The 21,321-nt window shown below is 53.2% G+C and carries 16 protein-coding genes; 7 read left to right on the forward strand and 9 right to left on the reverse strand.

Annotation, left to right across the window (positions count from 1 at the left end):
* Positions 1-71: 71 nt before the first annotated feature.
* A complete protein-coding gene (locus B152_RS0100895) occupies positions 72-1,208 on the reverse strand; it encodes a type III PLP-dependent enzyme (protein ID WP_026261166.1) in 1,137 nt (378 codons plus the stop codon).
* 621 nt (positions 1,209-1,829) lie between these two features.
* On the opposite strand from B152_RS0100895, the gene hrcA reads away from it, so the two are divergent.
* Positions 1,830-2,933, forward strand: coding sequence for a heat-inducible transcriptional repressor HrcA (gene hrcA / locus B152_RS0100900; RefSeq protein ID WP_020590485.1), 1,104 nt, complete (start codon positions 1,830-1,832; stop codon positions 2,931-2,933).
* A gap of 85 nt (positions 2,934-3,018) precedes the next feature.
* Positions 3,019-3,729: a nucleotide exchange factor GrpE gene (locus B152_RS0100905; RefSeq protein WP_020590486.1), complete on the forward strand. Its 711-nt coding sequence runs from the start codon at positions 3,019-3,021 to the stop codon at positions 3,727-3,729.
* A gap of 62 nt (positions 3,730-3,791) precedes the next feature.
* Here the strand turns inward: B152_RS0100905 and B152_RS0100910 are convergent, their stop codons facing one another.
* Both B152_RS0100910 and B152_RS0100920 read right to left on the reverse strand, forming a co-directional pair.
* Entirely contained in the window at positions 3,792-4,436 is a 645-nt protein-coding gene (locus B152_RS0100910) for an alpha-ketoglutarate-dependent dioxygenase AlkB family protein (protein ID WP_020590487.1), read from the reverse strand.
* 114 nt (positions 4,437-4,550) lie between these two features.
* Positions 4,551-4,754 (reverse strand): hypothetical protein, encoded by a 204-nt coding sequence (locus tag B152_RS0100920; protein WP_157230767.1) that lies wholly within the window; start codon positions 4,752-4,754, stop codon positions 4,551-4,553.
* 330 nt (positions 4,755-5,084) lie between these two features.
* Between B152_RS0100920 and dnaK the strand changes: the two genes are divergently transcribed.
* The 3 genes from dnaK (at position 5,085) to dapB (ending at position 9,171) form a co-directional block, all read left to right on the forward strand.
* Positions 5,085-7,004, forward strand: a complete 1,920-nt coding sequence (gene dnaK, locus B152_RS0100925) for a molecular chaperone DnaK (protein WP_020590490.1) — start codon at positions 5,085-5,087, stop codon at positions 7,002-7,004.
* Between the two features lie 72 nt (positions 7,005-7,076).
* Positions 7,077-8,204 (forward strand): molecular chaperone DnaJ, encoded by a 1,128-nt coding sequence (dnaJ, locus tag B152_RS0100930; RefSeq protein WP_020590491.1) that lies wholly within the window; start codon positions 7,077-7,079, stop codon positions 8,202-8,204.
* 160 nt (positions 8,205-8,364) lie between these two features.
* Positions 8,365-9,171, forward strand: a complete 807-nt coding sequence (gene dapB, locus B152_RS0100935; RefSeq protein ID WP_020590492.1) for a 4-hydroxy-tetrahydrodipicolinate reductase — start codon at positions 8,365-8,367, stop codon at positions 9,169-9,171.
* Positions 9,172-9,251: 80 nt separating this feature from the next.
* Here dapB and B152_RS24835 read toward each other — a convergent pair whose 3' ends face one another.
* From B152_RS24835 to B152_RS0100950, 3 genes are all read right to left on the reverse strand, one after another.
* A complete protein-coding gene (locus B152_RS24835; RefSeq protein ID WP_020590493.1) occupies positions 9,252-11,174 on the reverse strand; it encodes a methyl-accepting chemotaxis protein in 1,923 nt (640 codons plus the stop codon).
* Positions 11,175-11,481: 307 nt separating this feature from the next.
* Positions 11,482-12,387, reverse strand: coding sequence for a DMT family transporter (locus B152_RS0100945; RefSeq protein ID WP_020590494.1), 906 nt, complete (start codon positions 12,385-12,387; stop codon positions 11,482-11,484).
* 85 nt (positions 12,388-12,472) lie between these two features.
* Entirely contained in the window at positions 12,473-13,429 is a 957-nt protein-coding gene (locus B152_RS0100950) for a DMT family transporter (protein WP_020590495.1), read from the reverse strand.
* 132 nt (positions 13,430-13,561) lie between these two features.
* On the opposite strand from B152_RS0100950, the gene B152_RS0100955 reads away from it, so the two are divergent.
* Entirely contained in the window at positions 13,562-14,575 is a 1,014-nt protein-coding gene (locus tag B152_RS0100955) for an adenosine kinase (RefSeq protein WP_020590496.1), read from the forward strand.
* A gap of 166 nt (positions 14,576-14,741) precedes the next feature.
* Entirely contained in the window at positions 14,742-16,571 is a 1,830-nt protein-coding gene (typA, locus tag B152_RS0100960; RefSeq protein WP_020590497.1) for a translational GTPase TypA, read from the forward strand.
* Between the two features lie 85 nt (positions 16,572-16,656).
* Here typA and B152_RS0100965 read toward each other — a convergent pair whose 3' ends face one another.
* The 3 genes from B152_RS0100965 to B152_RS0100975 form a co-directional block, all read right to left on the reverse strand.
* On the reverse strand, positions 16,657-19,545 hold the full coding sequence (locus B152_RS0100965; protein WP_020590498.1) for a DUF2339 domain-containing protein: 2,889 nt from the start codon (positions 19,543-19,545) through the stop codon (positions 16,657-16,659).
* 98 nt (positions 19,546-19,643) lie between these two features.
* Positions 19,644-20,180, reverse strand: a complete 537-nt coding sequence (locus B152_RS0100970; protein ID WP_020590499.1) for a DUF4269 domain-containing protein — start codon at positions 20,178-20,180, stop codon at positions 19,644-19,646.
* Positions 20,173-21,090 (reverse strand): phytanoyl-CoA dioxygenase family protein, encoded by a 918-nt coding sequence (locus B152_RS0100975; protein WP_020590500.1) that lies wholly within the window; start codon positions 21,088-21,090, stop codon positions 20,173-20,175. The genes B152_RS0100970 and B152_RS0100975 overlap by 8 nt, the downstream gene beginning before the upstream one ends.
* Positions 21,091-21,321 lie beyond the last annotated feature (231 nt).

Genomic DNA, 21,321 nt, shown 5'->3' on the forward strand with positions numbered 1-21,321 from the left:
AAAACATCCCGCCTCTGATCTATCCATTAGAGGAAAGCCGATCAGAGACGGGAAGAAATCATTGAATTACACTAGATGCAGACGCAGGCGAGTGGCGGGAAGCCGTTAAATCCTACGGAGGAATAGGTCGTGGTGTAGGCTCCTGTTGAATGCAGGAGAACCTTGTCGCCTGCTTTCAGATCCATAGGCATCATATAGGCCGTGTTCTGGTACAGGATATCCAGACTGTCACAGCTCGGTCCGGCCAGAACCACAGGTCCGGTTTCTGTACTGTGTTCTTTGCCGGGAACGGAAATAGGGTAGCGGATAGCTTCACCAATGCATTCTGCAAGGCCAGAAAACAGGCCAATGTCCAGATAGACCCAGCGCTTTTTATCTTTGTCTTCCTTGCGTGAAACCAGAACAACTTCGGCCTCAATAACACCTGCATCCCCAACAATATAACGGCCCGGCTCTACGATCATACGCAGTTTGCTGTTGCCGAAATGTCCATCCATGGCTTTGGTAATTGCCTGGCCATAGGCCTGGGCATCAGGGATGTCGGTGGTGTAATGGGCAGGGAAACCACCGCCCATATTGACCAGAGTCAGCTTGATACCGACGCGGGCCAGATCGTTGAACAGCTTTTCAACCTGGCTGAGAGCACTGTCCCACTGGTCAAGGTTGGTCTGCTGTGAACCGACATGGAAAGAGAAGCCAACAGGATTGAGCCCGGCTTCCTTTGCCTTGACGATCAGACCATAGGCCATTTCTGTCGAGCAGCCGAATTTTTTGCTCAGGGGCCATTCAGCACCGTCACAGTTGACCAGGACACGACAGAAAACGTCGGAACCGGGCGCGTGTTCTGCCAGTTTGCCAAGCTCTTCGTCACTGTCGAATGCGTAGAGGCGGATACCTTTTTTATAAGCGGCGGTAATATCGCGTACTTTTTTGATGGTATTGCCGAAAGACACACGATCCGGGCTGATTCCGAGATTAAGACAGAGGTCAATTTCGTTCAGGCTGGCGGTATCAAAGCAGGAGCCAAGCGAAGCAAGGCGCTTGATAACCTCTTCGTGCGGGTTTGCTTTGACTGCGTAGAAGATGTCTGCCTGTGGCAAAGCCTTGTCCAAGGCACGATAATTTTCTTCAACCCGGTCGAGATCTACGACCAGATGGGGAATAGAAAAATCCTGATCGGCCAGAAAAGAAGACATGCGGTTGTTCAAACGCCCACTGGTCATGGGAATTCTTGGTTCTGCCGGCAAATCAGGGTTTGCCTCTTCTTCTTCCAGCTGGATCGTGTGAATGTACTGTGTAGTAGGATCTGCAACCATTAAGTAAGCTCCCTCTCGGTGTCGGGCTCTGCCGACAAGGCCAAAAAGGACGCGTACGTCGTAGCGTAACCTGCTGGGGTCATATGACCTTGGGCCAGTGGCACGTGCGTGTGCGTCGTGATCTAAGCGCGGTTGTTTAAGACCAATCGTTTTTCAATGCAAGAACTTTTTGGCGATGAAAAAAAATTCTTAATATATTGTTTAACATCAAATAGTTAATGAATCATTTTTTCCATAATAAATGCCGTGAATCTGAAGTTAAAAGTGTCAAAAAAAAGTGACAGACAGTTCGATAAAAAACGGGATCAAGCTCGGCCTTGATTCATGTCCGGGTGATCGACTTGGATCCAGGTGACAGGGCTGGCAGTAACACCCCAGAACGCGACCCGTTGACCGAACCCTGACGCGTCACTACATTTAGGAAAGCTGTGAAGAAAGGTCTTCTTGTGAAGACCTAGCCTGACGGAACGGATATGGTGGCAAGTTCAGCCGGATAAACCAGCATCCGGTTTGATGGCAGATAAAGGTTTGGACAACTTGGTAAAACTGAACAGTTCTTCTTTGATTACCAGTGTTGTTTCCGGGATGAATGACCGTTCGCGGGAGATATTCCGGCTGGTGGTCGATGCCTATGTTGAAACTGGCGAGCCTGTGGGGTCCCGGACCCTGTCGCGCCGCCTGGGCATGGACCTTTCGCCCGCGACCATCCGAAATGTCATGGCAGATCTGGAAGACATGGGTTTGCTTTTTGCCCGCCACACCTCTGCCGGGCGCTTGCCTACGGATATGGGGTTGCGTCTCTATGTAAACGGGTTGCTGGAGCATGGGAACCTGAGCAAGGATGAGCAGGCCCGGATCAAAATGCAGTGTGCCGCAGGAGGGAAATCCCTACCGCAACTGCTGGAAGAGACCACGGGGATGCTTTCCGGTTTGTCGCAGTGCGCCGGTCTGGTTTTTGCCCCGAAGCTCTCGGAACCTCTCAAGCATATCGAGTTTGTTTCGCTTGGTCCGGGGCGGGCGCTGGTGGTACTGATTTCTGATTCCGGCACGGTAGAGAACCGGGTTGTCGATCTGCCTCTTGGCTTGCCGCCTTCTGCCCTGGTTGAGGCATCGAACTACCTCTCGGCCCGCCTGATCGGTCGAACGCTGGAAGAGGCGATTGTCGAGATCGGGATCGAGTTACAGGAACACCAGCTGCTTCTGGATGAACTTTCGCGCAAGGTTGTCGAGCTTGGACTGGCTTCCTGGGCCCAGGACATGAACGGGAATCCTGGTGGTGCCCTGATCGTGCGGGGGCAGGCACAGTTACTTGAAGACATAAATGCCCTTGAAGATCTGGAGCGGGTTCGCCATCTGTTTTCTGCATTGGAGAAAAAGGAGTCGCTGGTTCGTCTGCTGGAGCTGACAAAAACAGCGGAAGGGGTCCAGATCTTCATCGGTGCTGAAAACGAATTATTTGCCCAGGCGGGGTGTTCTGTAGTAATGGCACCTTACAAAAATAGTCGGCAGCAGGTCGTTGGTGCCATCGGTGTGATCGGCCCTACCCGGATCGACTATGCGCGGATTATTCCCATGGTTGACTATACGGCCAAGATCCTTGGCCGCATGATCGGCTAGGAGATCCTGTGTTAATGCTGGGTGCTGATACGGGCCTGATCTCCGTCATGATAACAGTTGAAATTTAAGAGTGGTTTGCAGAGAAATGCCTAAAACGGAAAAGCAGAATTCAGAAGAGAACATCGTTAGCGAAGAGCAGATGCCCCAGGATTTGGCCGGGGATTTTGATGGTGATCTTGCTGAAGATCTGGCCGAGAATCTTGCCAAAAATCTTGCGGGTGCAGAAGCAGAACAAGCCGCGGATAGCGAACTGGAAGCCGAAGAGCTGCCCAAGTCTTCTGTTGCGGCGGATGCAGCCAGAGTTGCTGAACTGGAGCTGGAGGTTGTCAAGCTGAAAGACCAGTTGCTGCGGACGATGGCCGAGATGGAAAATCTGCGCAACCGTACCCGCCGCGAAAAAGAAGATGCAATTAAATTTGCACCGCAAAGACTGGTTACCGAACTGATCGGTGTCATGGATAACCTGCACCGCGCACTTTCTGCCGTGCCAGAGGCTGCTGCTGAAGAAAATGACCAGCTTAAAACCCTGCGTGACGGTGTCGAGATGACCAACCGGGAAATGCTCAAGGTGTTTGAACGCCATAACATTACCGAGATCGAGGCTTTGGGCAGTCGCATGGACCCGCACAGCCACGAAGCGCTGTTTGAAATTCCGGATCCATCCCAGCCGGAAGGAACAATCCTGCAGGTTATCGAACGTGGATTCCGGCTGCATGATCGCCTGCTGCGCCCTGCCCGTGTCGGGGTTGCCAAAGGTGGACCTGCTGGTCCAGCCAAGGTTGATACAACCGTTTAACCGGAATGGTTACGCCGGTGCAACGCATCGGCTGTGGTGACTATGATGTCTGGTATCTCTGTCTACCCTGATGGCGACAGGTCTTTGCGGCTGTCTTCGTCGGGGTAGGTGACCCGGCGCAGGGTCAGGTTGATTCTGCCCCCGTTTTTTAGCAGCTGGCTTGAGCCATAGAGAATGCGGTCAATACCGTGATAGGCATTCCTGGCTTCTCCCGACAGAATAATGACATCCCCTGACATCAGCTTTAAAGAAGATGTCGGGTCTTTTCTGCTGGTCCCTCCCAGGCGGAACAGGGCGGTATCCCCCAGAGATACCGAGAGAACCGGCGCAGAGAAATCCTGTTCGTTTTCATCCCGGTGCAGCCCCATTTTGGCTTTTTCATCGTGATAGTGGTTTAACAGGCAGCATTCCGGGGGGGCCGGATAGCGGGCATGCTGTTTCCAGATCTGGAGAAGCTTGTCCGGGATTGGCATCCAGGGACTCTGGGTTACGGGATGTTTGGCCTGATAGCGATAGCCGTGGTCCTTGTCCGACACCCAGCCCAAGGGGCCAAAGTTGGTCATCTGCACGGAAAAAGGCCGGCCACTCCCGGGCATCCTGGGCTGAAACAGGGGTGATCTTCGGATTTTTACCCGTAATTCGGCGAGGAGCTGTTCCTGTTCATCCCGATTCAAGAGCTCGGGAAGGTATCTGAAACCTTCAATCATTCTCTTGAATATCCCCTTTGGGAATACTTCCTCCAAGGAGATCTCTTCGGGCAAGTTTTCCCTGAAGGATACCTTTCCCGGGCGGGTTTATCTTGCTGAAAACCAGACGTGTTTTCACGATTTGGGGACATTTCCGGAGCCAGGTAATCGCTTGTCCTCCCGTTTTTCCAGTACGCGGATGGCAAGAAACAGCAAGCCGCCGATCAAAGTGACGGCAAAACCAAAGTACTCGAGTGCGTTTCCCAGAGAATTATAATATCCAAATAACAGGACGGCGCTGCCAAAAAGAATATCCCCCAGAGCGATCAACTTGATCATTTCCCGCATCTTTGAGTTTGTTTTGGGTTTGTTTTGTTCCGGCAAGGGGCAAATTCTTTCGGTTGTTAGAGTATCTTAAGAGTAATTTATGATGAAAATCAGCGGGGTAATAGCGGGGTAATATACCATTGCCTGATATTACATCCAGATAACGTTTTTCTGAAAAACCTTATTTTTTTAGGCATTTTGCGTCTTGCAGTCAAAGCAAGGGCTGCATATATAGACCGTGAGCCCGAGTTATTGGACTTCACCCCTTAATAGGGACCAGCCGGCAGTGCTTGCCAACAAGGCTGCCAAATCGGTTTGCTAAATTTAAGTGTGAGGAAACAGATGAGCAAAGTTATTGGTATTGATCTTGGAACAACGAACTCCTGTGTTGCCGTTATGGACGGCAAGGACGTGCGTGTTATCGAGAACGCTGAGGGTGCCCGTACCACACCTTCCATGGTTGGATTTACTGCTGAAGAGCGTCTTGTCGGGCTTCCTGCAAAACGTCAGTCGGTTACCAACCCGTCAAACACTCTTTTTGCGATCAAGCGTCTGATCGGCCGTCGGTTCGACGATCCGCTGACCAAAAAAGATATGGGCTTGGTTCCCTATAACATCGTCAAGGCTGACAATGGCGATGCATGGGTTGAAGCCAACAATGAAAAATACAGCCCGTCACAGATTTCTGCCTTTATCTTGCAGAAAATGAAAGAAACCGCCGAGAGCTATCTTGGTGAGCCTGTCACCAAAGCGGTTATCACGGTTCCGGCTTATTTCAACGATTCTCAGCGTCAGGCAACCAAGGATGCCGGTAAGATTGCCGGTCTGGAAGTTCTGCGTATCATCAACGAGCCGACAGCTGCTGCCCTGGCCTATGGCCTGGAGAAAAAAGGCGCTGGCACCATTGTTGTTTATGACCTTGGTGGTGGTACCTTTGACGTGTCCGTTCTGGAAATCGGCGACGGTGTGTTTGAAGTGAAGTCCACCAATGGTGATACCTTCCTTGGTGGGGAAGACTTTGACGGCCGGATTATCTCCTATCTGGCGGATGAGTTCCAGAAGGAACAGGGCATCAACCTGCGCGACGACAAGCTGGCATTGCAGCGTCTGAAGGAAGCTGCCGAGAAAGCCAAGATTGAGCTGTCTTCTTCCAGCCAGACCGAAGTCAACCTGCCGTTTATTACCGCAGATGCTACTGGTCCAAAACACCTGAACATCAAACTGACCCGTGCCAAACTCGAAGCACTTGTCGATGATCTGATCCAGCGCACCATGGGCCCGGTTAAAGCCGCGCTGAAAGACGCGGGTGTTACCCCTGCCGATATTGATGAAATCATTATGGTTGGCGGTATGATCCGTATGCCAAAAGTGCATGAAACTGTTAAGAACTTCTTCGGAAAAGAGCCACACCGTGGTGTGAACCCTGATGAAGTTGTAGCGATTGGTGCTGCAATTCAGGCGGGTGTTCTCCAGGGTGAAGTCAAAGACGTCCTGCTGCTTGATGTGACACCGCTTTCCCTTGGGATCGAGACCCTTGGTGGCGTCATGACCAAATTGATTGATCGTAATACAACGATCCCGACCAAGAAGAGCCAGGTATTCTCGACTGCGGAAGACAACCAGAATGCTGTGACCATCCGGGTTTTCCAGGGTGAGCGCGAAATGGCTTCCGATAACAAAATTCTGGGCCAGTTCAATCTTGAAGGTATTCCAAGTGCGCCACGTGGCATTCCCCAGATTGAAGTTACCTTTGATATCGACGCCAACGGAATTGTTAATGTCGGCGCGAAAGACAAGGCAACGGGCAAAGAGCAGCAGATCAAGATCACTGCTTCTGGCGGGCTGAGTGATGCGGACATCGAACAGATGGTCCGGGATGCCGAAGAAAACGCCGAGTCTGACAAGGCCCGCCGCGAAGCGGTTGATGCGCGGAACCAGGCTGAAGGCCTGATTCACCAGACTGAAAAAACTCTTGCTGAAGTTGGGGACAAGATCTCTGACGCTGACAAAGGTGAAGTCGAAGCTGGTATTGCCGCGTTGAAAACAGCGCTTGAAGGCGATGATATCGAAGAGATCAAAGCCAAAAAAGAAGCACTTGATCAGGCTTCGATGAAGCTTGGTGAAGCTCTTTATGCTGATGCGGCAGGTGCTGCTGGCGAAGGCGCTGAAGCTGGAGCCGAGGCATCTTCTTCTGCCGATGATGGTGTTGTTGACGCTGACTTCGAAGAAGTTGATGACGACAAGAACAGCAAAAGCGCGTAACGCGGTTTTGGATTTCAGGGGGCTGGCTGACGCCAGCCCCTTTTCACCTTCTGATCGAGGGAAAAAGTACTGATGTCCAAAAAGGACTTTTACGAAACCCTGGGAGTTTCTCGCTCGGCTGATGCGAAAGAGTTGAAAGCAGCCTATCGCAAGCTCGCGATGAAATACCACCCGGATCAAAATCCTGATAATGCCGAGGCCGAACAGAAGTTCAAGGAATTGAATGAGGCCTATGGCATCCTTAAGGACGACCAGCAGCGCGCCGCCTATGATAACTATGGTCACGCCGCCTTTGAAAATGGCGGCGGTGGTGGTGCCGGTGGTTTTGATTTCGGTGGTGGCGGTGGTTTCGCTGATATCTTTGAAGAAATGTTTGGCGGTTTTGGCGGCGGCGGGCGTCGTTCCGGCGGAGCTCAACGTGGCGGCGACTTGCGCTACAATATGGAAATCTCGCTGGAAGATGCTTTTAATGGCAAGCAGGCCGAGATCCGGATTCCAAGCTCGGTTTCCTGTGATTCCTGTAGCGGCAGTGGCGCAGAAAAAGGCTCCAGTCCTGTAACCTGCGGCACCTGTAAAGGGAACGGCCGGGTGCGTATGCAGCAGGGCTTTTTCACGGTCGAGCGAACCTGTCACAGCTGTCAGGGTGTTGGTAAGGTCATTGAAAAGCCGTGTAAAAGCTGTCATGGCAGCGGCCATATCGAAAAAGAAAAAACCCTGCAGGTTAACATTCCAGCTGGCGTGGAAGAGGGCAACCGGATTCGCCTCAGTGGCGAGGGTGAATATGGCAGGCTGGGGGGGACTCCGGGAGATCTCTATATTTTCCTCTCGATTGCGCCGCACCGGATTTTCCAGCGCGATGGTACGGATATCCACTGCCGGGTGCCGATTTCCATGACCCAGGCTGCTTTGGGTGGCTCGGTCGAGGTGCCTACTGTTGACGGTGGACGTGCCAAGGTGACGATTCCAGAGGGCACACAAAATCGGCAGCAGTTCCGTCTGCGGGGCAAGGGTATGTCTGTGCTGCGGTCTGCTTCACGCGGGGATATGTATGTCGAGGTTTCAGTCGAGACCCCAGTAAACCTGACCAGCCGCCAACGTGAACTGTTGCAGGAATTTGAAAAAGAAGCGACGGACAACTCGCCACAGAGTTCCGGATTTTTCAAACGGGTCAAGGAATTCTGGGAAGATCTTACAGATTAGGTTTCCCGGATTTGATGATGTTAAAGCCTGTCAGGACAGCTGTTCTGACAGGCTTTTTCTTTGCTGATCTTGCGGGGTGGCTGTATCGGGGGCTTGGATCTCTTCGGTTTAGCTGCTAGTTCTTCTGCTCTGATCACAACAGGTTTCAGGATTTAGAGGAATGGGTAGCAGGATTGGGATTGTTGGCTGTGCTGGCCGTATGGGCCGCATGTTGACCGAAGTGATTAACCGCGCAGAAGGCTGTTCGGTTTCTGGTGGTACTGAACTGCCGGGCAGTCCCAACCTCGGAAAGGATCTTGGCGAACTCGCAGGCATTGGCGCTCTGGGCGTTGTGGTCGGAGATTCTGCGAAAAAGCTCTTTGAAACATCAGATGTGGTGATCGATTTTACCGTCCCTGCAGCCACGCTTTCCCATGCAAAATTGGCGGCGGAAACCGGCTGTGCGCTGGTGGTTGGTACAACAGGCATGACTGCTGAGCAGGTTTCCGAACTGGAACAGTCTGCGACAAGGGCACCGATTGTTTTTGCCCGGAATATGAGTCTGGGTGTGAATCTGCTGATGACGCTTGTCCAGCAGGTTGCAGCTGCTCTTGACGAAGATTATGACATCGAGATTGTCGAGATGCACCATCGCCACAAGGTTGATGCGCCTTCCGGTACCGCACTTGTTCTGGGCGAGGCTGCAGCAGCAGGGCGTGGTGTTGCGCTGGACAAGGTTGCCGACAAGGTGCGTGACGGGATCGTCGGCGCGCGCAAGCGTGGAGACATCGGCTTTGCGACGCTGCGCGGCGGAGATGTCGTGGGAGACCACAGTGTAATCTTTGCAGCGGATGGTGAGCGGATCGAACTGGGGCACCGGGCGAGCAACCGGGAAGTCTTTGCCCGTGGGGCCGTCAAGGCGGCGCGCTGGCTTAAAGACAAACCCGCTGGCTTCTATGACATGCAGGATGTACTTGGCCTGAAATAGGGGGCCTTCTTTCCGGTGGAAAGACAAAAAGAGGAGCTGGCTTGCTCCTCTTTTTGTCGCCAACTGCTATACAGATTGGGCTAAAGGGTTTTTACGCCCTCGAGGAAAGTCTCGATTTCGCCACGGAGAACATTGGATTCACCTGAGAGATTGGTTGTGGCATCAATAACCGAATGAGCGGCGTTTTCGGCTTCATTCGCTGCAGCTGTTACATTGTTGATGCTGTTGCTGACCTGTTCGGTTCTCTGGGATGCCTGGACCATATTCGTGGCAATTTCCTGTGTTGCCTCGCGTTGCTGCCCGATAGATTCAGCAATAGTGCGCCCGATTTCATCAATATCACCGATGGTGTGGCCGATGGATTCAATCGCTTTGGCCACTTCCCCCGTGATTGACTGCATCTGGTTGATCTGGCTTGAAATTTCATCCGTTGCCTTGCCTGTCTGGGTCGCGAGGTTCTTAACCTCGTTGGCAACCACAGCAAAGCCCTTGCCTGCTTCTCCGGCCCGGGCAGCCTCGATTGTTGCGTTAAGGGCCAGGAGGTTGGTCTGCTCGGCGATGTCGGTGATCAGTTGAATAACCGCGCCGATCTTTTCGGCATTTTCGGCCATGCGTTTGACTGTGCCGTTGATCGACTGGGATTCTCCGACGGCCTTTTCTGTGACCGAGGAGGAGCGGTCCATCTGTTCTGAAATGCTGGCAATGGTCGCAGAAAGCTCTTCTGCTGCCGCCGAGACCGTTTGGACGTTTTGTGAAGTCTCGATAGAGGCTTCTGACCCAGCGTGGGCCTGTTCACGGGTTCTGACAGCCGTGTCGCTCATGGAGCGGGCTGTTTCTCCCATCAGGGCTGTCGAGTTGGTGAACTTGCTGATAATCGTCGTGACATTTGCCCCGAAAGACTGGGTCAGTTCGTGGAGCTTTTGCGCCCGTTCTGCTCTTTCTGCTTCTGCAGCCCGGCGGGCCACACGCATCTGTTCGTTTTCGACCAGTTTGGTCTGCAGCAGCTCAACTGAACGGGTGAGTTCACCGATCTCGTCGCGGGTATGTTCAGCCGGGACATCAATCTCGATATTGCCGTTAGCCAGCTCCTGAATATTTTCAATGGCAAAATTGAGAGGTTTCATAGAGCGGTTCATGTACCAGAACAACAACAGGCCCGAGAGGATCAGGAGAATTAGACAGCCGGCATAGACGGCGATCTGAACTGTTTGCCGTTGTGTCAGTGTGGCTGTTTCGTCCAGCAAATTCACCAGATTTCCGGCAATCTGTCCGTCGGGTGTGGTGACGGGTGTAAGGGTGATGGTATAGCGCAGTTCGCCAATGGTTTCGGCATGAAGGCCTGTATTGCCGATACGGAGGCTTTCCCGGGGCAAAAGTTCCTGCAGTTCGGTGTTGGTACCGTGAACGATTTCGCCCGCCTGATTAAAAAGATATACTTCGGTTCCGTCGCTGGCTTTCATGCTTTCAAGCAATGAATTGGGGCTCAGTCTGACCAGAGCAATGCCTTCTACACCTGTGAGAGATCTCAGCGGGGCTGCAAGGGTCAACATCAGCTTGCCGTCTTCGGCTAGCTCAAATCCCCATTTGTAATCCTCGGATTCCAGCGCTGGCTTAACCAGGGCAGAGGTCACCTTGGCGGCGTCGCTTTCATAACTGTAGAGCGCTTGTCCCGATTTATCAAAAAGGGCAATCCGGTCAAAGTTTCCATCGCCGATCAGGATCTGGGCCAGAATACTCAGGCTGCTGGCGACGGAGGAGGGATCGCTTTTTTCCAACCCGCCCATTGCAAGAGGATCATTTTCAATTTCAAAGAGGCTGGATTTGATCTGTTCGACCCGGCTTTGAGCCAAGCTGTTCCAAAGGTTGGAGCGAGCATCCAGTGTTGTGGAGATATAGCGTTCATTGTTCAGCTTTTCAATAAAGCCGGTACCAATAAACACAAAGAGTCCAACCGCCAGCAGGCCGGTAATGGAACCCAGGGTGATGCGTGTTTTCAAAAGCATTTCAGTTGCGGCCCCTCGCCATCAATGTAAATCGATTTGAAGGAGATCCCTGCCTGACCCCGCTTCATAATCTGTCCGAAAATTGTATGGACTTTTGTTTAGAATTTTTTCGCAGTTTAGGGGGGGAGGGGTGAAGAAAATATTAAACTGATCTGTCCGGTTTTGTTTTAAAAAACGGAGCGCACAAAGTCTGATCACAATAATGTTTCGATAGGGAAACGATTCGATTGATCCTCAGGACTGGTGAGTATTTCTCATCCAGACACAGGGGATTATATCAAGGGACTATTCCCGGCTTCCAAGAGAGTTATGCGCGTCTGATTCTCTCGCGGTAAATGGTATAAAGTCCGCTTGCGACCACAATCAGGGCCCCCGCGATAGTCCAGGAGTCCGGCAAGTCATCATAGAACAGCCAGCCAAAGAGTGTTGCCCAGACCAGCAAGGTGTAATTAAAGGGCTGAATTGCCGAGGGAGTGGCGTACTGAAAGGCAAAAATCAGAAAGAGATGACCCAGGCTGATAAAGATACCGCCGCCGATCAGCGCGATCCAGCCATTCAGGTCCGGCTGTACCCAGAAAAAGGGAACCATGAAGCTGGTAATAAACAGGGGAACAATCCCGGTATAAAACTGGGAGATTTGTCCGTCATCATAGCGGCTGCTGATTCTGAGGAGAATCTGATAGATGGCAAAGGCGGCTGCGGCAACCAGCGGTAAAAACAGCAGGGGATCAAAGGCGTCAAATCCAGGGCGCAGGATCACCATGATCCCGGAAAAACCAACAAGAACAGCCATCCAGCGACGCAAGCCAACAGCTTCTTTCAGCCAGAAGGCCGAGAGAGCTGTGACACAGATAGGGGCGACGGCGACGATGGCATGGACATCGGCAATCGGCAGCAATTTGAAACTGAGGGTAAAAAGGAAAGCTTCTCCGACAAGAAAGGCTGAACGGAAGAGCTGAAGGGGGAGATTCTTGCTGCGCGATATCCTGATGACATCCCCCAGACCGCCGCGTTTGACTGCCATGCCGACCACCAGAAAAGACAGGATCATATAACGGACCCATAGCAGCTGCGGCAGAGAGTAGTTCTGGGAGACGTGTTTGACCACGGCATCACCTGAGGAAAAAAAGGCCATGGCCAGAATTGCAAGGAGGATGCCTTTACCCGTGGTGTCGAGCAGAGACGTTTCCTGCAGGTGGTTTTTATCAGTCATGGCGTTCCTGGCCCGGAGTGATGAGTTGAATCAGGAAAGCCTGTCGGGTGGTTTTGCTGATCGGAAAGACCATGAGGTCAAAAAATCAAGTCGGCAAGGGCAGATCTGTGCTTTTCTTCTCAAGACCCCGCGCCCGTTCCCGATAGAAGGTGTAGAGACCGCTGCTGACCACGACGGTGGCTCCGAGAATGGTCAGGCTGTCCGGCAGATCGCTAAAGACCAACCAGCCCAGAAGCGTGGCCCAGATCAGAATGGAATAGTTGAAAGGCTGAAGGGTTGCAGCAGTCGCTTTCTGGAAAGCCATAATCATCAGGCAATGTCCGCTGGCATGGAGGAAACCTGCCCCAAGCAGTCCTGCCAGAGCCCCCAGGTTTGAGGGCAGGGACCAATAGAAAGGCAAAAGCAGACTGGTCAGCAACATGGGCACCAGACCGGTAAAGAGCTGGACTACCCGGTAATTGTCGCTCTGGCTGCAAAAGCGCAGCAGGATCTGGTAGATTGCAAACTGGGCGGCGGCACCAAGAGGAAGCAGGAGCAGGGGATCAAAGCTGTCTGCACCGGGACGGAGAATGATCATAACGCCGATAAAGCCGACAAAAACCGCTGCCCAGCGCCTTGCTCCAACATATTCACGCAGCCAGATGGCAGAAAGCGCGGTCACGATGATGGGAGCAACGGCACCCACGGCATGAACCGAGGCAATTGGCAGCAGGGTAAAGCAGAAAGCAAAACCAAAATCCTGCCACAGAAGAAAAGCAGATCGAAAAATCTGCAGGCCAGGTTTGTTCGGGTGGAAGGTCTTTTTGAGTTCTGCTGGTCCTTCGCGCAGAAGGGTTATCAGAACAACAATCAGGAATACAAAGCTGTAGCGGACCCAGAGTATCTGAACCAGGGATTGCTCTCTGGCGATATTCTTGAGAACAGCGTCTCCCGAAGCGAAGAGCAGGGTTGCCGTAATGAGAAAGAAAACACCGCTTATGGGAACAGCTGCGGACTGATTTTGCGACGACAAATCAACCATTTTGGGGCGCGGGTCGCTCATAGTCGGAAACTCTCGAAAAGGGACCTGCCCTGGATGCATAGGAGGTCTGCGGCTTTGGACTTGCCCAGAAAACGGAAGTGTCTATACTCCGCGCAAATTCTAGTCCAGCAGAAAGCCTAACGGAAGCTACTAATGAGCGTGAACGTAAATCAGTCAGAGACTGCCTCTCTCGATGTCGTCGGCATCGGCAATGCCATCGTTGATATTGTTGCCCCTGCTGAAGACAGCCTGCTGCAGGAGCAGGGGATTATCAAGGGAGCCATGACCCTGATTGATCAGGATCACGCGGATGCGCTTTATGATGTCATGGGGCCTGCGATTGAACGTTCTGGCGGTTCCGCGGGCAATACCATGGCTGGAATTGCATCACTTGGCGGGCGTGGTGGCTATATCGGCAAGGTACGTGATGACCAGTTCGGTCAGGTATTTCGCCATGATATCCGCGCAGCAGGGGTAAAGTATGATATACTCCCTGCCACGGAAGGACCTTCAACGGCCCGCTGCCTGATTTTTGTCACGCCCGATGCCGAGCGTTCGATGAACACTTATCTGGGGGCCTGTGTAAACCTGACAGTCGCTGATATTGATGAAAAAATGATCGCTTCAGCGCAGGTTACCTATATGGAAGGCTATCTCTGGGACCCGGAAGAAGCCAAGAAAGCTTTTATCCTGGCGGCCGAGATTGCGCACGCTGCCGGACGGAAAGTGGCTTTGACCTTGTCAGATTCCTTCTGTGTGGCACGGCATCGTGAATCTTTTCTCGATCTGGTGAAAAACCACGTTGATATCCTTTTCGCCAACGAAGAAGAGACCATGGCGCTGTTCGAAGTTGATAACTTTGATACGGCACTTCAGCAGGTTAGGGCCTGTTGTTCAGTTGCGGCCCTGACCCGGAGCGAGAAGGGTTCTGTCATCTGTTGCGGCGATGAAGTTCATGTGATTGATGCTGAACCGGTTGATCATGTGGTTGACACGACGGGGGCAGGCGACCTATATGCTGCAGGCTTCCTTTTTGGTTACACGAATGGTTACAGTCTTTATGACAGTGGCCGCATCGGCTCCATTGCTGCAGCCGAGGTAATTTCGCATTTTGGTGCACGCCCGGAAAAATCCCTGGCGACACTGATAGGGGAAAAATTTAAGTAGGTCATTGCACTGTCACAAGACTGCGCTAGAGACCTTGTGGGAATGGTGGTTCTTTGCTTGCGGGCAAAAGACATTCCTGGCCGGAGTTCCGGTCTGACAAGACCAGTGACTGAAGGATAACGCGGGGCGCGGTAGCCCCTCTTTAAAATACATGAGAGAGACAGGCATGAGCACAGCGCTTCGCAATGTGGCGATTATCGCGCACGTTGACCACGGCAAAACCACTCTGGTGGATGAGCTTCTTAAACAGTCCGGATCCTACAGTTCGCACCAGCAGGTGTCCGAGCGGGCAATGGACAGCAACGATCTTGAAAAAGAGCGTGGCATCACCATTCTGGCAAAGTGTACCTCGGTAACCTGGGGCGATACCCGGATCAACATCGTTGATACACCGGGCCACGCCGATTTCGGTGGTGAAGTCGAGCGTATCCTCTCCATGGTGGACGGTGTTGTTCTGCTGGTTGATGCCGCTGAAGGTCCGATGCCACAGACCAAGTTTGTGACCTCCAAGGCACTGGGCTGTGGCCTGAAGCCGATTGTGGTGGTGAACAAGGCAGATAAAGCCGATGCCCGTGCTGAGTGGGTGGTTGATCAGGTGTTCGATCTTTTCGTCAACCTTGACGCGACTGAAGACCAGCTGGACTTCCCGGTTCTCTTTGCTTCTGCAAAACAGGGCTGGGCTGTGAATGATCTTGCTGATCCGCGCGAGAACATGGATTCCCTGTTCCAGCTGATTATCGATACCCTGCCTGCACCAAAAGAAAAGGTCGATGCACCTTTCTCCATGCTGGCAACCACGCTGGAAGCCGATAACTTTCTTGGTCGTATTCTGACTGGGCGTATCCACTCGGGTGTCGCCAAAATCAACATGCCGGTCAAGGTGATCACAGCTGCGGGCAAGGTTATTCCAAACTGCCGCCTGTCCAAACTTCTGGCATTTGATGGTCTGAAGCGTGTGCCGGTTGAAGAAGCCCGTGCCGGGGACATTGTCGCCATTGCCGGTATTCCTGATGCCACGGTTGCAGATACCATCTGTGATATGTCGATCACCAAAGGTATTGATGCCCAGCCGATTGATCCGCCAACGCTGGCGATGACCTTCTCGGTCAACGATTCTCCACTGGCAGGTCGTGAAGGCGACAAGGTTACCAGCCGTATGATCCGTGATCGTCTGTTCCGCGAAGCCGAAGGCAACGTGGCCATTCGTATCAAGGAAAGCGATTCCAAGGATGCTTTTGAAGTTGCCGGTCGTGGTGAACTGCAGCTGGGTGTTCTGATCGAGAACATGCGCCGTGAAGGCTATGAGCTGTCGATCTCCCGTCCCCGCGTGCTGATGCACAAGGACGAATCCGGTCAGTTGATGGAGCCACTGGAAGAAGTGGTGATCGACGTTGACGAGGAATACTCCGGTGTCGTCGTTGAGAAGATGGCTGAACGCAAAGGTGAAATGACGGACATGCGCCCCTCTGGCGCTGGCAAAACCCGTATCACCTTCCTTTCGCCTTCGCGTGGTCTGATCGGCTATCATGGTGAATTCCTGACCGATACTCGCGGAACCGGCATCATGAACCGCCTGTTCCACAGCTTTGGTGCTTATCGTGGTGCGATTCAGGGCCGCCGCCAGGGTGTTCTGATCTCCAACGGCACAGGCAATGCGGTTGCCTATGCGATGTGGAACCTCGAAGATCGTGGCGAAATGTTCATCAATCCAGGTGATGCACTGTACGAAGGCATGATCATTGGTGAGCACAGCCGGAACAACGACCTTGAGGTCAATCCGCTGAAAGCCAAGCAGCTGTCCAACGTGCGTGCTTCCGGAAAGGACGAGGCGATCAAGCTGACTCCGCCGCGTATTCGTTCACTGGAACAGTCTCTGGCCTACATTCAGGATGATGAGCTGGTGGAAGTGACGCCAAAATCCATCCGTCTGCGCAAGCAGTTCCTGGTCGGGCACGAGCGCAAGCGCAACTCCCGTACCCAGGAAGCACTGGGCTAGGTTAAGCACTGGGTTAGGTTCCTGTCTTCAGGCAGAACCTGATATAGATCTAAAAAAGGGCTGCTCTCAGGCAGCCCTTTTTGCGTCAGGAGCTTTCAGCGGACGTCGATGCTTCTTCCTTGCCAAGGGGGAAGACAAAGCGCTGGTAGAGGAAACCGATGCCGATCAGGCAGAGGCCAAGGCCGATGAAGGATGCGACGCGGTAGAGGCCTGAAAGCGCGGACATATCCCAGAGGAAGACCTTGCCGATGACCAGCAGGACCATGGCGAGAGAGGCATGACGTACCCGTACGATATCCCGCAGGATGCCGATGGCCAGTAACAACCCGGCATAGATCAGCCAGGCAAGGGAATAGCTGTAGCCCTCGGCATTAAGTATATCCCCCGTTGCCATGCTGTCGGGGTGGAAAGCACGGCGAACCTCCAGAGTGATATCAAGCAGGACCAGCAGCAGGGCTGTACCGCCAAGCCAGGGCATCAAAGGCAGGTGGTTCTGGTTCCGGGCTTCGCGGTAGAGCACGCCTGCTAGCAGGCCGGGCAGCAGATACGCCAGGGTGAGCAGGTTGAACAGCGGCCAGTTGCCGACAAATTCATTGGAGAAGAGCGGGTTGTTGCCCAGAACCTGGAACAGCAGGATATTCCCCGCCGCCATAACCAGTAGAATCTTTGAGCCCCAGTCGCTGAGAAAGCGGGGGGTAATCCGGTTGCGGTAGTAGAGGAAACAACCGGTGATCAGCCAGGCGAGGCTCTGCAGGCTCTGCTCGAGCAGGCTGGTGTAGGAAGCCAGGATCGAGCCGTCATTGGTGAAATAGCGAATTTCCAGACTGACCAGAGCCACAGCAATGGCCAGAGCCCCTGATTCGAGCAGGGTAATAAGCTGGTCGTCCTTTTCTGCCTTGAACAGACGGGCTGCGGTGGCAAAGGCCAGAGCCGGAATACCAAAGCTGTAGAGCAGCCAGAAGGCATCGACACCTTCCAGTGGCGTTTCCGGGGTGAAGTGGTTCAGGGCTGTCAGTCTGATGGCGACGATCAGGGCGATGTAAAAAGCCGAGGTGCGGATATAGGGCAGGCGGATCTGCCCGTTGATCCAGGCGGCGGAAGGCAGCAGCAGTGCCAGGGCTATGGTCAGGCCGGTTTTTTCGAAAGCGATGGCAAAAGCCAGGCCGATGGCGGCAAGAACGGCCAGGGCATAGACGCCAAGCGCGATTTCTGTCCCAGCCTGTTCCCGATAGGGCAGCAGCTTTTTAACGGCGAGCGAGGCAACCAGAGCAAGCAGGATCGCCAGCCCGCTCCAGGACAGGTCTGTGCCAAGGAGTTCAACACCAAGGACATGCAGCCGGAGATAGACAATCAGCAGGGCGGTCAGTGGAACCGCCGCGGAAAGCGCCGCGAAATAGGCGGGGGTTCGGGATCTGGTTATCTTCCAGAAGCCGAGGCCTGCCACGATGAGGGCGATGAAAATTGAAAGGAAGAGATAGAAACCAAGCCCTTCGGGGATAAAGGGGCCAACTTCTGTTCCCACAGCCTGTCCGGCAACAAAGAAGGTTTCGGGCAGATCAAGGCTGTCGGGGAAGGGGTGGAAAGCAACAATGGACAGGGCAACCAGCACAAGCGGTACCAGCAGGACTTCACAGTGTTGCAGTCGGAAAGCGGCAAAACCGATTGTTCCGCTGACAAGGAAAAAGGCGATCAGGGCCGAACCTGAATAGTGGTCGTTGTCGAGCAGAACCAACTGCAGGAGGAGAACAGCAGAGGCGGCGACCAGTCCCAGGACTTTTTCCGGGCTGAGGAGATCCTTCAGATCAAAGGGATGTTTCATCCCAGCCGGCTTCTGGAGAAAGTCCTCATAGCGCGGGGCAATAAAGAGACCGAGCATGAGCAGCTGTCCCAGGGCCAAAGGATAAACATCGCCGTTGCTCCAGGCCCCAACCATCCAGATGATCTGCCAGAAAAACAGCCCTGCCAGCGTGCTCCAGCCCAGCCACCACCAGTTCTGATAGCGCACGACAGCAAGGGCAGAGGCACTGATAAAGCTCAGATAGCTGAAAAGAACCCAGGCTGAAGGGTTGCCTGTGGAGATCAGCAGCGGCAGGGCAAAGGCACCAAGCATGCCCATGGCGGCAATAAAAGGTCCCTGCAGCAGCGAAAGCCCCAGACCTGCCAGGGCAACAATTGTGAGCAGGACAAAGGCAAGAAGTGGCGGCAGGAGATCATAGAGGCCATAGGCGGCATAGATACTGCCATAGGTGATGGCGAGACCTGCAGCGGTCAGGGCAGGGGGAACATGGTTGGGTTTCAGGGCGGCAATAGCCCGCTCGATCGGACGCCGTCTGAGCCATTCACCCCCGAACATCAGAGCGATACCGAACAGGGTGCTGACGGTAAGACGGAAGCCGGGTGACAGCAGCTGGTTCTCAATCGAGTATTTGATCAGGAACACCCCGCCAATAATGACGGTCAGGCTGCCAAGCCAGACCAGCCACTGCCGGGTGAAAGCCTCTTCGAAGCTTTTCCACGGACTGGTTTGGGGACTGGTTTGGGGACTGGTTTGGGGACTGGTTTGCGGGTCTTGTGGCGGAGGCGTGCCGGTTTTGGCAGCAAGGTTTTTGTCAGAAGGACTGGAAGAGGCTGCGTTTGCTGTTTCCGGTGAGGGGCTTTTCCCCGGGATGTTTTCCGGGGTGGTATTTCCCGCGATTTCAGGCTGTGGGGCAGCGGATGCCGTTTCTGAGGCGGATTGATCTGCTGTGGGTGGCTTTTCGATGCTCTCCTTCACAACCGTATCCGTTGCGCTATGGGCCTTTGAAATGACGGGAGCTGCTGCAGGTTTTACAAGCGGTTGCGCCGAACTCAAGGCCATCTTGAGCGTGGTGATTTCTCGCCGCAAGCTGCCAATTTTAACCAGCGCAATGATTGCCAGTATCGGGCCGCCGAAAATCACGGCAAGGCCGAGTAACACCAACAGAATTTCGTCCAAAAGACCCCCTCAAACCAACCTGTGCTGACACGTAAAGCTGGTTACCAAAGCAAAAAAATCACGCGATCATAGCCTTATAGAGGCGTGATCGACAACAATTACATATGACCTGGATTTTCCCGGGAAAAGTACAGACCGCGGAGTTGGCTGTCGGAACAGTTTTCCAGCTTCAGGAGGTTGATATAGGGGTCACCTTTGATTCCCAGGAGTTCAGCAAAGGCAGGTTCTGTTTTAATGCCACGGTTTTTCAGGGCGATTACCGATTGTTTGAAAGAAGGGCCACAGAGGTCAAGCAAACGCTTCTCGATAGCAAAATGTCGAACGCCATTCTGTTGGCTTAAAGGCTGGTTCTGGATAAAAAATTCGACCGGCCACTCCTGCATTTCGAAAGTGACGATGCGGGCAGAAAGGGAGGAAAAGTGATATTCTTTTTCGAGATAGTCCGGATAGTGACCATAACAGTGCCGCAAATGTCGGGACAGCACAGCGGGATCATCCGCCTGGCAGGCAATATCGAGATCACTGCTGTCGATGTCGATCTCCAGCGGCGGGGTGCCGATAATTGTGTATTGATAGCCCTGAAGAACAGAGGTGAGGTCGAGTTGGGCAATTACCTGAAGGTAATCCCTAGGCATTGTCTGTTTCAAAACCTCTAAAAGGCAGATCCGGGCTGCGGACCAGCCAGTTGCTGTCAGGATAATGGCAGGCTCCGTCAATCAGGTGCAGGGTGTAGGCTTGACGGGATTTGTCCGAGCGATTCGGACCGCTGAGATGGGGGAGCTGACCATGCAGGACGATCAGCGATCCCTGCTTGACATCAAGGGGGACCCGATCTTCTTCAGGCCAGGAGCTGTCGTTTAGCTTCTCGGTGACCAGCTTGCCTGCAGCATTGCGGTAGTGGCGTTTTTTGAGCGGAGCCTTGTGATGGCCGGGCAGGCCCCACATACAGCCGTTTTCAATAGTGGCATCCTCCAGCGCGAACCAGAGCCCGATGCAGGAATGGGGTTCGGTGTAGAGGAAGGTGCTATCCTGATGACAGACAACTTCTCCCCCAATGCGGGGTTGCTTGAAAATATACATCGATTGTGACAGCAAGGGCTGGGCCATCCCAAGGTTGGCGGCAATCTGTGCCAGAGCGGGGTTGCGTGAGAAGGCTGAAAATACGGGGTCGAGGTCGTGCTGAGCATGGCCGATCTTGTTGATGGAGAGCGCCTTGCTCTGTTTCAGATTACCCTGTTCATCAAAGGCCTCTTCTTCGAAGAAGCAGCGGATCTTGTCGCCTGATTGCTCGAAATAGCTGTTGCCCTCGTGGCTTTTCTGCGTTGTTGAAAACACGGCGCGAAATTCATCTGGATCGAAGGCTTCCACGATTTCTCCAGCCCGTTGCATCAACTGTTCACAGACCTCGCGGCTGACAAAGTTCTCCAGCACCAGCACACCATTGTCGTTGAACGATTGTTTCATCTCTTCGGTAAGCTGCCCCTGTGCTGGAGCAGGGAAACGCGGAGCTGTTCTGGAGGCGGCACGGGCAGAGTTTTCGGTCATCGCTGGAGCAATCCCTGTGAAATAAATTTTATCATTTGATCAAAATTATACTATGGGTTGATTTCCAGCAAGCATCCTTGTTTCTGCAATTGGAACAGCTGTGCAGGCATTTGTTATAAAGTGGTAAAATAGCTTTATATTATTGTAATTATTCGACAGACATTTTGCTGCTAGCCCCTTATGCTCACCACCTTATGATCAGGCAGGCCGCAGAATATATTTCTGCCATCT

The organism is Kiloniella laminariae DSM 19542 (assembly GCF_000374005.1).
Lineage (GTDB): Bacteria > Pseudomonadota > Alphaproteobacteria > Kiloniellales > Kiloniellaceae > Kiloniella > Kiloniella laminariae.